The organism is Streptomyces eurocidicus (assembly GCF_002891295.1).
In the GTDB taxonomy this organism is placed as follows: Bacteria; Actinomycetota; Actinomycetes; order Streptomycetales; family Streptomycetaceae; genus Streptomyces; species Streptomyces eurocidicus.
Genome location: NZ_LGUI01000013.1, coordinates 62,437 through 75,087, shown reverse-complemented (window position 1 = coordinate 75,087; position 12,651 = coordinate 62,437). Strand labels below are relative to the sequence as shown.

The window sequence follows — 12,651 nt, the reverse complement described above, 5'->3', positions numbered from 1 at the left end:
AGAGTTCCTGATGCGCCCTCGTGCGTGGTGCGGTGTGCTGGCCGCTGTGGCCCTGACGACGACGGCCTGTGGCACCGGTGGCGGCAAGGCGGAGAGTACCGACGACGGCGCGCCGGCCGCGCGGGCCGGTTTCCCGGTGAGCGTCGCCGACTGCATGGGGGCGAAGACCACCTTCGACGCGCCGCCGAAGCGGATCGTCACCAGCAACGCCGCCGCCCTGGAGCTGCTGATGTGGCTGGGCGCGGGCGACAAGGTCGTCGGTACGGGCTTTCCGCCCGGCAAGGGCACGCTGCCGCAGGACATGTCCGACCGGGCGGCGAAGGTACCGGTGCTCGGCAAGATGGGCATCCCCAAGGAGAAGCTGCTCGGCTCGGGCGCCGACCTCTACATCGACTCGTTCTCGTCGATGAAGAACATGGGCAAGGCGGGCGACGCCCCCACGCCCAAGGAGTTCGAGACCGCCGGGATCAAGCACGTCTACCTGAAGTCGACGGCGTGCGCCGCGATGGGCAAGTCCGCCCGGACGGACCTGTCGGGCGTCGAGGCCGACATCGAGGAGCTCGGCAAGGTGACCGGCACCTCCGCCCGCGCGCGGGAGCTGGTCCAGGAGATGCGGAAGAAGACGGGCGCGGTCCGCGACGCCCTCAAGGACGTCCCCGAGGACAAGCGGCCCTCCTACTTCCTCTTCGACTACGACGCGAGCACCAAGCAGCCGATGGCCGTGTGCAACCGGCAGGTCGCCAACGGGATCCTCACCCAGGCCGGCGCGCGGAACGTCTTCGCGGACTGCGACGGCGACTTCAAGCCCGTGGGCTGGGAGGACGTCGTCGCCAAGAACCCCGAATGGATCCAGCTCGCCGTCCGCAGCCGGGGCAGCGAGGAGGCCGACCGCAAGGCGTTCGACGACGCCGCCGAGTTCCTGAGGACCTTCCCCGCGACCAAGGACCTCAAGGCCGTCCAGGAGGGCCGCTTCCTGCGCATCACCTCGCAGCGGACCACCATCGGCGGGGTGCGCAGCGCCGACACCGTGCGGGAGATCGCGCACACGCTGTACCCGGACCGGGTCAAGTAGATGACGGCGCTCACTGCGGCCGCCGAGGGGCGGGAGCGGGAGCCGGGCGTCCGGGCCCGCTGGGCCGCCGCCGTGCTGGGCGCGGCCCTGGTGGCCGCGCTGGTCGCCTCGGTGTGCCTGGGCTCATCGGACGTCCCGCCGGGCGACGTGTGGTCCGCGGTGGCCCGGGGCGTCTCCGGGCAGGACCCGGTACCGGGCACCCAGGACCTGATCGTCTGGCAGCTGCGGGTGCCGCGGGCCCTGCTGGCGGCCGTGGTGGGCGCGGGGCTGGGCCTCGTCGGCACGGCCGTCCAGGCCCTGGTGCGCAATCCGCTGGCCGACCCGTATCTGCTGGGCATCTCCAGCGGGGCGTCGCTGGGCGCGGTCGCGGCGATCGTGCTGGGCGCCGGCGCGGGCGGCGCGCTGGGGCTGGGGCTGTCCTCGGCGGCGTTCGCCGGGGCGCTGGCCTCGTTCGCGCTGGTGTGGGCGATGGCCCGGCGCGGCGGTGGCTTCTCGCCGCTGCGGCTGGTGCTGTCGGGGGTGGGCATCGGGCAGTTCCTGTCCGGGTTCACCCACTATCTGGTGCTCCAGGCCGGGGACGACCAGCAGACGCACGGGGTGCTGTTCTGGCTGATGGGCTCGCTCGGCGGGGCCCAGTGGGCGACCCTGACGCTGCCGGTGGTGGCGGTGGCGCTCGGCCTGGTGGCGCTGCTGGCCCGCGCCCGCGCCCTCGACGCCCTGCTGATGGGTGACGAGACCGCGGCCGGGCTGGGCGTCGACGTGGTGCGCCTGCGGCGTGAGCTGTTCGTCGTGACGAGCGTGCTCACCGGTGTCCTGGTGTCGGTGTCCGGGGCGATCGGCTTCGTGGGGCTGATGGTGCCGCACGTCTGCCGGATGGTGGTGGGCGGCGATCACCGCAGGCTGCTGCCGGTGGCCGCGCTGTTCGGCGCGGTCCTGCTGGTGGTCGTCGACCTCGTGGCCCGTACCGCCCTGCCGGACCAGGAGCTTCCGGTGGGTGTGGTGACGGCGCTGATCGGCGCCCCGACGCTGCTGTATCTGCTGGACCGCCGACTGGAGAGGGGTCAGGGATGAGGATCGCCGTCGAGGAGCTCGACGTCACCCTGTCCGGCCGTACGGTGGTGTCCGGCGTCCACCTGGTCGCCGAGGACGGGGAGATCGCCGGGCTGATCGGCCCCAACGGCAGCGGCAAGTCGACCGTGCTGCGGACCGTCTACCGCTATCTGCGCCCGCACGCCGGGCGGGTGCTGGTCGGGGACGCCGACATCCGCTCGCTGACCGCGGCCGAGACGGCCCGGCGGGTCGCGGCGCTGCCGCAGGAGCGCGGCAGCGACTTCGAGCTGTCGGTCCGCGCGGTCGTGGCGATGGGCCGCACGCCCTACAAACGGGCGTTCGCGGGCGAGGACCGCGCGGACGCGGACATCGTGGCGACGGCCCTGGCCGGGGTCGGCATGGCCGGCGCCGGGGCCCGGCGCTTCTCCACCCTGTCGGGCGGCGAGCGGCAGCGGGTGCTGCTGGCGCGCGCCCTGGCCCAGGATCCGAAGGTCCTGGTGCTCGACGAGCCGACGAACCACCTGGACGTACGACACCAGGTGGAGCTCCTGGCCCTGCTGCGGGAGCAGCGCCGTACGACCCTGCTCTCGCTGCACGACCTCAACGCGGCGGCCTCGCTGTGCGACCGGCTGCACGTACTGCACGAGGGGGCCGTGGTGGCCTCGGGCACACCGCGGGAGGTGCTGACGCCGGCGCTGCTGGCGGAGGTGTTCGGGGTGCGGGCCGCGGTGGTGGAGCATCCGCTGACGGGGGATCCGCTGATCGCGTTCGACCACCGGGGGGTGGCGGACGCGGCCGCGGACGCCGGTGCCCGGGTCGGGTCCCCCGCCGGTCCGCCGGGTGAACCCGCGGCTCCGCCCCGGACGCCGGTCCTCAAGCGCCGGACGGGCTGATTTTCAGCCCGTCCGGCGCTTGAGGACAATTCGGGAAGGGGCGGGTAGGGGAAGGCCCGGCGCAGCCGCCCGCCCCCGGCCCCGCCCCCGGCCCGGCGCCGGCGGACGAAGGGCGCTCCGGCACCGTTCCGCGGCGCGGCGGGGGCCGGCATAGTCGTACGCGCTCAGGACCCAGTCGGACCCGCCACGCCCCACGGGACCCGGGAGGCCGCCTCATGCGCCGCATCCTCACCGCCGGTTCGGCCCTCTGCCTGGCTGCTGCTGTCCTTGGCGCTGCCCTCGGCGCGGCACCGCCCCCGGCCGCCGCCGTGCCGCCGCCGATCCCGGTGTGTGGGACCGGATGATGGGGGACTTCACGGCGGCCGGCTATCCGGCCGACCGCACACCCGGGTGGCGGGGTGTCCGAAGCACAACGAGCTGCTGAGTGACCCGGGGGTCGCACGGGAAGTGCGCGCGTTCGTAGGGAGTTAGGGAATGGCGGGCGGCGGCCACCGGGAAGTGTCACGGTGGCCGCCGCCCGGTGTGCCCCGGCGGACGCTCCGGGACGCGCGGGTGCCGTGTCCCTCCGGGACATCAGCGGACGTGGGTCAGTCGATGGACTTGATCAGCTCGCCGTCGGCGGTGTCACCGCCCAGCTCCCAGAAGAACGTTCCGCCCAGCCCCTGCTGGTTCTTGTACGCCATCTTCCCCGCGATCGTCGACGGAGTGTCGTAGCTCCACCAGTCGCTGCCGCACTTGGCGTAGGCCGTTCCGCCCACCGTGCCGTTGGCCGGGCACTTCGACTTGAGGATCCGGTAGTCCTCGAAGCCCTGCTCGGAGGAGCCCGAGGCGGGGCCCGTCGCGGTACCGCCCGGGGCGGACTGGGTCACTCCGGTCCAGCCCCGGCCGTAGAAGCCGATGCCCAGCAGGAGCTTGGACGAGGGGACGCCGAGCGACTTGAGTTTCTGGATGGTGGCGTCGCTGTTGTAGCCGGCCTTGGGGATGCCGTTGTACGAGGTGAGCGGGGAGTGCGGGGCGGTCGGGCCCTTCGCGTCCCAGGCGCCGAAGTAGTCGTAGGTCATGGGGTTGTACCAGTCGACGTAGCGCGCGGCGCCCGCGTAGTCCACGGCGTCGATCTTGCCGCCGGCCGAGGCGTCCGCGGTGATCGCGGCGGTGACCAGGTTCTTGGCGCCGAACTTCGACCGGAGCGCCGCCATCACGTCCCGGAAGGCCGTCCGGCCGCTGGTGTCGCAGGTCAGGCCGCAGGCGTTGGGGTACTCCCAGTCGATGTCGATGCCGTCGAAGACATCGGCCCAGCGCGGGTCCTCCACCAGCTTGTAACAGGACTCGGCGAACGCGGCGGGGTTCTTGGCGGCCTCGCCGAAGCCGCCGGACCAGGTCCAGCCGCCGAAGGACCAGACGACCTTGAGGTCGGGGTGCAGCTTCTTCAGCTTTCGCAGCTGGTTGAAGTTGCCGCGCAGGGCGCCGTCGTCCCAGGTGTCGGCCTTGCCGTCGACGCTGCCGGCCGCGTCGTACGCCTTGTCGTAGTCGGCGTAGGAGTCGCCTATCGCGCACTTGCCGCCGGTCACATTGCCGAAGGCGTAGTTGATGTGGGTGAGCTTGGCGGCCGAGCCGGAGGTCTCGATGTTCTTGACGTGGTAATTGCGGCTGTAGACGCCCCAGTTGGTGAAATATCCGACGACGCGGTGGCCGGCCGCCGTCTCGTCGGCGGCGGCCGCGGGCGCAGGCGTGGGGGCTGTGGGGGCCGTGTTCGCGGGGCTGGCCGAGGCGGCCCCCGTGAAGAGGGTCGTGGCGAGCAGCGCGGTGCCGGCGGCGAAGGCGGCGAACAGCGTGCGGGGGCGCCGGGGGGAGTGGGTCCGGGGGGCGTCGAGGTGCGGTCGGTGCATGGTTTCTCCTCGCCGGGTGGGGAGTTGGAGAGATTCTGGGGGGTGACCTGCACTCATGCTTGGCATGAACGCGCTTAACGGTGGGGAAACCGTAGAAGGACTAGACCAGTACGGTCAATGGTTCGGACCAATCGCGTTCACATATCCGTCAGAAGCCGGAAACAGCCTCGTCAGGGGCGGCCGGGCAGTTGTCAACCCGTGACGGCAAGCCGCCGATCAGGCATACTCCAACCCGCCACAGCCACAGGTGATCGGGTGCCGTGACCCGGCGAGCGATCATGGCTGAGGCACCACGCCGGCGGCGCCACACCCTTGCGCGCCCGTCGTCGCAGCGCCCGACAGGGAGGAGAGCGCCGCCATGACCGACCACGGCCCGCAGCCGGTGGAGCGTCAGCTGCCCACCGAGGAAGCCCGGGACCTGATCGCGCTCGTGCGCGACCTGGTGCGGCGCGAGATCGAACCGCGCGCCGCCGAGGAAGAGGACGCGGGCCACTTCCCCCGCGAGGTCTTCCGGCTGCTCTCCACCGCGGGGCTGCTCGCCCTTCCGTACGCCGAGGAGTTCGGCGGCGGCGGTCAGCCGTACGAGGTCTACCTCCAGGTCCTGGAGGAGCTCGCGGCCACCCGGCTCACCGTCGGCCTCGGGGTCAGCGTGCACACCCTGGCCTGCCACGCCCTCGCGGGCTACGGCACCAAGGAGCAGCAGGCCGAGCACCTGCCCGCGATGCTCGGCGGCGGCCTGCTCGGCGCCTACTGCCTCTCCGAGCCGTCCGCCGGCTCCGACGCGGCCTCGCTGCGCACCCGTGCCACCCGCGACGGCGACACCTGGACCCTCGAGGGCACCAAGGCGTGGATCACCCATGGCGGGATCGCGGACTTCTACACCGTCCTCGCCCGCACCGGCGGCGAGGGCGCCCACGGCATCACCGCCTTCCTCGTGCCCGGCGACGCGCCGGGCCTCACGGCGGCGCCGCCGGAGCGGAAGATGGGCATGAAGGGCTCGCCCACGGCCCAGCTGCACTTCGACGGCGTCCGGGTGCCCGACGCGCGCCGCGTCGGCGAGGAGGGCCAGGGCTTCGCGATCGCGCTGTCCGCCCTGGACTCCGGCCGGCTCGGCATCTCCGCCTGCGCCATCGGCATCGCCCAGGCCGCCCTGGACGAGGCGCTGGCCTTCCTCGCCGGGCGCCGGCAGTTCGGCCGCCCGCTCGCGGACTTCCAAGGGCTGCGCTTCATGCTCGCGGACATGGCCACCCAGATCGAGGCGGGCCGTGCCCTCTACCTCGCCGCGGCCCGGCTGCGCGACGCGGGCCTGCCCTTCTCCAAACAGGCCGCCATGGCCAAGCTCTTCTGCACGGACGCGGCGATGCGCGTGACCACCGACGCCGTCCAGCTGCTCGGCGGCTACGGCTACACCGCGGACTTCCCCGTCGAGCGCTATATGCGCGAGGCCAAGGTGCTGCAGATCGTCGAGGGCACCAACCAGATCCAGCGGATGGTCGTCGCCCGCCACCTCGCGGGACCCGAGTCCCGCTGAGCGGCGGCGCAAGGGCGGAGCGGCTCATTCCACCCGATCGGGTGACGACCGCTCCGCACCGGGGCGCCGGTGGTGCCCGCACGGGACGATGCCCGTATGAACGCCGGTCGGAGCACGCCACCTCTGGTCAGGTGCCCGCACTGCCGTCAGCCGATGTGGTGGGACGTCACCTATCCGTACGCCCCGCTGTGGTACTGCCCGGCCTGCGTCCACCCACCGGAGCGGCGGCGCAGCGCGTACGCCGCGCCGCCCCGTTGCCCCGAGGGGTGCGCGAGTGCCGTGATCCAGACCGGTGACGACGGCAGCAGGCAGTTCGTCTGCCACCGCAAATGAAGGACTCCGGGGCCGTCGGGCCCGCCGGCCGGGCGCGGCGTCAGCCGCGGCGCCGCATCTCCGGGACGCGGAGCGGGCGGGAGCCGGGGCCGCCGATGTGGGAGAAGGGCTGGGTGCGCCAGTCCAGGCTCTCCGGCAGCGTCAGCAGCAGGGCCGTGTCGAGCTCCTGGGAGTCCAGCGACTCCGCCACCGGGGCCGCCTCCTCCACGGCGCGGCCGGATCCGGCGCAGACCGTGAGCCCGAAGGGGTTCCACGGCGACGGGCACAGGGCGTGCTCGGGAAGCACGTCCTCGTCCGCGAGCAGCGCGATCGGACGCGCGCAGTCCGGGCACGTCACCCGGAACATCGCGGTGATGTCATAAGGCTCGTACAGGCTGCCGTCGCCCTCATTGAGGCGTTCCAGGCTGGGCATATTCTTTCTCCCCCTCGGATGGGCCGGTCAGGCACCTCGGCCTCGACCACAGCAAGCACTTCCCTCGTCGCGTGTCAGGTAATCGCCCGACCCGGTAGGACACGGGTGCATAGGCGTGTTGTTCATCACATGGTCCGCGCGGGCGTCCGGGCCGCCGACTGTGCCGGGCGGCCCATGACCCAGTAGGTTGATCCGCGTGGAGGAGCTGGACAGAGAAATCGTGGAGCTGCTCGTCAAGGACGGGCGGATGAGCTACACCGACTTGGGGAAGGCCACGGGCCTGTCCACCTCGGCGGTGCACCAGCGCGTGCGCCGGCTCGAACAGCGCGGTGTCATCCGCGGTTACGCGGCCGTGGTCGACCCCGAGGCCGTCGGGCTGCCCCTGACCGCGTTCATCTCGGTGAAGCCCTTCGACCCCAGCGCCCCGGACGACATCGCGGACCGGCTCGCCGAGATCCCCGAGATCGAGGCGTGCCACAGCGTCGCGGGCGACGAGAACTACATCCTCAAGGTCCGGGTGGCCACGCCGCTGGAGCTGGAGCACCTGCTGGCGCACATCCGCTCGCTGGCCGGGGTCTCGACGCGCACGACGATCGTCCTGTCCACGCCGTACGAGGCCCGCCCGCCGCGCGTGGGGTGACCCCCGCCGCCTCCCCGGGGCGCGCCGTCCGGTCCGCGAGGCGTTCTCGGACCCGCCGTGGCCGGAACCGGCGCGGCGGCCCGCCCCCGGTGACGGCGGGGCACGGCACGGGGGTCAGACTGAACCCATGAGTGAGCGCCCCGACATGCCCGGCCACGAACCCCGAACCGTCCTGCTGCGCAACGGCACCGTCCACAGCCCCGCCGACCCCTTCGCCACCGCGATGGTCGTCGAGCGCGGCGGCGTCGCCTGGGTCGGCTCCGAAGGCGCGGCGGACTCCTTCGCCGACGGCGTGGACGAGGTCGTGGACCTCGACGGCGCGCTCGTCACCCCGGCGTTCACCGACGCACATGTGCACACCACCGCCACCGGCCTCGCCCTCACCGGCCTGGACCTCACCGGCGTCCCCACCCTCGCCGACGCGCTGGCGCGCGTCCGGGCCCACGCGGCCGCCCGGCCCGCCGACCGGGTGCTGCTCGGCCACGGCTGGGACGCCAGCGCCTGGCCCGAGCGCAGGCCCCCGTCCCGCCGCGACCTCGACGAGGCCACCGGCGGCCGCCCGCTCTACCTCACGCGCGCCGACGTCCACTCCGCCGTCGTCACCACCGCCCTGATCGAGCTGGTCCCCGCCGTCTCCGGGCTGCCCGGGCAGGTGCTGGACGCCCCGCTGACCGGTGACGCGCACCACGCCGTGCGGGCCGCCGCGTACGCCGGCCTCACCCCCGGCCAGCGCGCCGAGGCGCAGGCCGCGGCCCTCGACCGCGCCGCCTCGCTCGGCATCGGCTCCCTCCACGAGTGCGCCGGACCGGAGATCTCCGGCACCGACGACCTCACCGCCCTGCTGGCCCTCGCGGCCGGCCGCCCCGGCCCCCGCGTCGTCGGCTACTGGGCCGAGGCCATCGCATCCGCGAACGAGGCGAGCCGGATCCGCGAACTGGGCGCGATCGGCGCGGCCGGCGACCTCTTCGTCGACGGCTCCCTCGGCTCGCACACCGCCTGTCTGCACGAGCCCTACGCCGACGGCCCGCACGCCGGCCACACCGGCACCGCCCACCTCGACGCCGCCGCCGTCGCCGCCCACGTCGCCGCCTGCACCGAGGCGGGCCTCCAGGCCGGCTTCCACGCCATCGGCGACGCCGCCCTCACCGCCGTCGTCGAGGGCGTACGGGCCGCCGCGGACAAGCTCGGGCTCGCCCGCGTCCGCGCCGCCCGGCACCGCGTCGAGCACGCCGAGATGCTCACCCCCGAGCACATCGCCGGCTTCGCCGAGCTCGCCCTCACCGCCTCCGTCCAGCCCGCCTTCGACGCCGCCTGGGGCGGCGACGAGGCCCTGTACGCCCAGCGCCTGGGCGTGGAGCGGGCCCGTACCCTCAACCCGTACGCGGCCCTGCTGCGCGCCGGTGTGCCGCTCGCCCTCGGCTCGGACAGCCCGGTCACCCCGCTCGACCCGTGGGGGACCGTCCGCGCCGCCGCCTTCCACCGCACCCCCGGGCACCGGATCTCCGTACGGGCCGCCTTCACCGCCCACACCCGCGGCGGCTGGCGGGCCGTCGGCCGGGACGACGCGGGCGTCCTGGTGCCCGGGGCGCCCGCCGACTACGCGGTCTGGGAGTCCGGTGACCTCGTCGTACAGGTGCCGGACCACCGCGTCGCCAGCTGGTCCACGGACCCGCGCTCCGGCACGCCCGGCCTGCCCGACCTCACGCCCGGCACTCCGCTCCCGGTATGCCTCAGCACAGTCGTGGGCGGCCGCACGGTGTATTCGGCGCACGGGGGTCCGAACGAGTGAGACGGCGCGCGCCGCGTACCGCCGAACGACGTGCCGTCGGCCTGTCGCCGCGCGTGATCACTCGCCGTACTGACCTGCTGATTTAGGGCATATGCCCAGGTCGTGGCGGTGTTGACAGGGTGCGGTCGGCGGCGGGTAGGTTCGGCGTCGTCCACCACAGGACGTCCGGCCGGGGAACCTCCACACAGTCGTCGAACGCCGCTGGGCCATGGGGCGGTGCGCCGGAGAGGCGCGCTGCCACTGGCAGCCAGGTCCAGCGCACGGGGGCGAGGGAAGGTTCCGCCAGGCCGGCAGGTGCGACCCGGGTGGGGCCCGGACGTTCAGTAGACAACGGCTCTAGGCCGACCCGCAGCCAGCGGGTCCCAGGTCGGCCCGAAGGACGCCGGGCCCCCATTCGCCCCTCGCGCGCGGGGGCGCACTTACCCGAGCCCAGCCTCCGGAGGGCCCCCGGAGCGTTGTACGGTCGGCTCATCACCGCTCAGCTTCAGGAAGGCGCGACCGTGCCCCCGGGTCCCGAAACCACCGCCGACGACATGTCCGCGCCCGTCGGCGAGGCCGCGCCCGACGCCCCGCGCCCCCCGAGTCCCTCCCGCATCACCCGCTTCGGCCGGCTCGTGCGCCGTGAGGCGCCCCGGACCGGGCTCGCGGTGCTCGCGGGCCTCGCGCTCGCGCTGTCCTTCCCGCCGTACGACCTGTGGCCGCTGTCGGGGCTCGCGGTCGCGGCCCTGGCCCTGCTCACGCGCGGGCGCACCCTTCGGCAGGGCGCCTGGACGGGCTTCGCCCTCGGGCTGCCGTTCTTCTTCGTCCTGCTGCGCTGGCTGCGGGTGGTCGGCTACGACGCCGTCGTCGGCCTCTCCGTCATCGAGGCGCTGTTCCTCGCCGTGCTCGGCGCGGGCCTGGCCCTCGTCTCCCGGCTGCCCGCGTGGCCGCTGTGGGGCGCGTGCCTGTGGGTGGCCGAGGAGCTGGCGCGGGACCGGCTGCCGTTCGGCGGCTTCCCCTGGGGGCGGCTGGCCTTCGCCAACACCGCCTCGCCCCTCACCCCGCTCGCCGCCCTCGGCGGCGCCCCGCTGGTCACCTTCGCCGTCGCCCTCGCGGGCGGGCTCCTGGCCTTCGCGGTGGCCGCCCTGGTCAGGCCGCGCGCCCTCGGCGGCTCCGCGACTCCTGAGGACCCCGAGGCACCCGGCCGCGGCCCCGGCACCGTCCGGGCGGCGCTGCCCGGTGTGGAGGCCCTGGCCCTGGCCGCCGCCGTGGTGCTCGCCGGCTACGCCGTGCCCGTCCCCACCGGGGCGGACGACACCGTCGACGTCGCACTGGTCCAGGGCAACGTCCAGAACCCGGGGATGGACTTCCTGGGCCGCCCGATGATGATCCTCGACAACCATGTCGACGCCACCCTCGCGCTGGCGAAGGACATCAAGGAGGGCCGTGCCCGCAAGCCCGACCTGGTGATCTGGCCGGAGAACTCCTCCGACCTGGACCCCTTCCGGTACGGGCAGGCGTACGCCCGCATCGAGGAGGCCGTCAAGGCGGTCGGCGTCCCGGTCCTGGTCGGCGCCCTCGTCGACCACCCCGGCAAGAGCGGCTACGTCGACAACAACGGCATCGTCTGGGACCCGAGGACCGGACCCGGCGCCTCCTACACCAAGCAGCACCCCGTGCCCTTCGGCGAGTACGTCCCCTTCCGGGACCAGCTCAGCAAGGTCATCACCCGCCTCCAGCGCGTCCAGCGCGACTTCTACCCCGGCGACCACACCGGGGTGCTCCAGGTCGGCCCGGCCCGGCTCGGCGACGTCATCTGCTTCGAGGTGGCCTACGACGAGATCGTCCGCGACACCGTGACGGCCGGCGCGCGCGCCCTGGTCGTCCAGACCAACAACGCCACGTACGGCCGCACCGGCCAGCCCGAGCAGCAGCTCGCCATGTCCCGGCTGCGGGCCGTCGAGCACGGCCGGTCCGTCGTCACGGTGGCCACCAGCGGCATCAGCGCCGTGGTCGCGCCCGACGGCGAGGTGCTCCAGCGGAGCGAGGAATTCACCCGGGATGTCATCCAGGCGCGCATCCCGCTGCGGGACGGCGCCACCGTCGCCGACCGAGTGGGTGCGGGCCCCGAATGGGCGCTCGCTATGGTGGGCCTTCTGTCCTGCGCGGCCGCGTTCCTGATCGGCCGTCGGGGACACAGGCGAGACGTGAAGGAGAAGGGGCAGCAGTGAACGACGGTGGTCAGCGGAGATTCGGTCCGCTCGGCAGGACCTTGGTGATCATTCCGACCTACAACGAGGCGGAGAACATCAAGTCCATCGTCGCCCGGGTGCGGTCGGCGGTACCGGAGGCGCACGTCCTCGTCGCGGACGACAACAGCCCCGACGGCACCGGCAAGCTGGCCGACGAGCTGGCGGGCGACGACGACCAGGTCAAGGTGCTGCACCGCAAGGGCAAGGAGGGGCTCGGCGCCGCCTATCTGGCCGGCTTCCGCTGGGGCCTCGACAACGACTACGGCGTCCTCGTGGAGATGGACGCCGACGGCTCCCACCAGCCCGAGGAGCTGCCGCGGCTGCTCACCGCCCTCAAGGGCGCGGACCTGGTGCTGGGCTCCCGCTGGGTGCCCGGCGGCCGGGTGGTGAACTGGCCGAAGTCCCGGGAGATCCTCTCCCGGGGCGGCTCGACCTACTCCCGGCTGCTGCTGGACGTGCCGATCCGCGACGTCACCGGCGGTTTCCGGGCGTTCCGCCGGGAGACCCTGGAGGGCCTGGGCATGGAGGAGGTCGCCTCGCAGGGCTACTGCTTCCAGGTCGACCTGGCCTGGCGCGCGGTCAAGGCCGGCTTCCACGTGGTGGAGGTGCCCATCACGTTCGTCGAGCGGGAGCTGGGCGACAGCAAGATGAGCCGGGACATCGTCGCGGAGGCGCTGTGGCGGGTCACGTCCTGGGGCGTCGGCTCACGGGTCGGCAAGGTCCTCGGCAACAAGTAGCCGGGAGGGGGCCGCGAGCGGTCCGGCCGTAAGCGGCCCATAAGTACCGGACCCGGGTTCCGCCGTGGTCCAGGCAC

The 12,651-nt window shown here is 73.6% G+C and carries 11 protein-coding genes; 9 read left to right on the top strand and 2 right to left on the bottom strand.

The genetic code is table 11. From position 1 onward, the window contains the following. Positions 1-10: 10 nt before the first annotated feature. Genes AF335_RS31040 through AF335_RS31030 form a run of 3 tightly spaced genes read left to right on the top strand, consistent with a single transcriptional unit; the run spans position 11 to position 3,015 of the window. Positions 11-1,072, top strand: coding sequence for an ABC transporter substrate-binding protein (locus tag AF335_RS31040; protein WP_102921759.1), 1,062 nt, complete (start codon positions 11-13; stop codon positions 1,070-1,072). Beyond that, positions 1,073-2,143 (top strand): FecCD family ABC transporter permease, encoded by a 1,071-nt coding sequence (locus AF335_RS31035; RefSeq protein WP_102921758.1) that lies wholly within the window; start codon positions 1,073-1,075, stop codon positions 2,141-2,143. Next, a complete protein-coding gene (locus tag AF335_RS31030; RefSeq protein ID WP_102921757.1) occupies positions 2,140-3,015 on the top strand; it encodes an ABC transporter ATP-binding protein in 876 nt (291 codons plus the stop codon). Before AF335_RS31035 ends, AF335_RS31030 begins: the two co-directional genes overlap by 4 nt. Positions 3,016-3,602: 587 nt before the next feature. Here AF335_RS31030 and AF335_RS31025 read toward each other — a convergent pair. Beyond that, positions 3,603-4,901 (bottom strand): glycoside hydrolase family 18 protein, encoded by a 1,299-nt coding sequence (locus tag AF335_RS31025; protein ID WP_102921756.1) that lies wholly within the window; start codon positions 4,899-4,901, stop codon positions 3,603-3,605. Positions 4,902-5,259: 358 nt separating this feature from the next. Here AF335_RS31025 and AF335_RS31020 point away from each other — a divergent pair, with 358 nt between their 5' ends. Both AF335_RS31020 and AF335_RS34285 read left to right on the top strand, forming a co-directional pair. Beyond that, positions 5,260-6,432, top strand: coding sequence for an acyl-CoA dehydrogenase family protein (locus AF335_RS31020; protein ID WP_102921755.1), 1,173 nt, complete (start codon positions 5,260-5,262; stop codon positions 6,430-6,432). Between the two features lie 96 nt (positions 6,433-6,528). Further along, positions 6,529-6,765 (top strand): hypothetical protein, encoded by a 237-nt coding sequence (locus AF335_RS34285; RefSeq protein ID WP_146045651.1) that lies wholly within the window; start codon positions 6,529-6,531, stop codon positions 6,763-6,765. A 40-nt stretch (positions 6,766-6,805) separates the two neighbouring features. On the opposite strand, the gene AF335_RS31015 is transcribed toward AF335_RS34285, so the two are convergent. Further along, a complete protein-coding gene (locus AF335_RS31015; protein WP_102921754.1) occupies positions 6,806-7,177 on the bottom strand; it encodes a hypothetical protein in 372 nt (123 codons plus the stop codon). Between the two features lie 196 nt (positions 7,178-7,373). Here AF335_RS31015 and AF335_RS31010 point away from each other — a divergent pair, with 196 nt between their 5' ends. From AF335_RS31010 to AF335_RS30995, 4 genes are all read left to right on the top strand, one after another. Then, on the top strand, positions 7,374-7,817 hold the full coding sequence (locus tag AF335_RS31010) for an Lrp/AsnC family transcriptional regulator (RefSeq protein WP_087929064.1): 444 nt from the start codon (positions 7,374-7,376) through the stop codon (positions 7,815-7,817). 127 nt (positions 7,818-7,944) lie between these two features. Beyond that, positions 7,945-9,606, top strand: a complete 1,662-nt coding sequence (locus tag AF335_RS31005; protein ID WP_102921753.1) for an amidohydrolase — start codon at positions 7,945-7,947, stop codon at positions 9,604-9,606. Between the two features lie 533 nt (positions 9,607-10,139). Further along, a complete protein-coding gene (gene lnt / locus AF335_RS31000) occupies positions 10,140-11,816 on the top strand; it encodes an apolipoprotein N-acyltransferase (RefSeq protein WP_102921923.1) in 1,677 nt (558 codons plus the stop codon). Next, positions 11,813-12,574, top strand: a complete 762-nt coding sequence (locus AF335_RS30995; protein ID WP_102921752.1) for a polyprenol monophosphomannose synthase — start codon at positions 11,813-11,815, stop codon at positions 12,572-12,574. Before lnt ends, AF335_RS30995 begins: the two co-directional genes overlap by 4 nt. Positions 12,575-12,651: the final 77 nt, after the last annotated feature.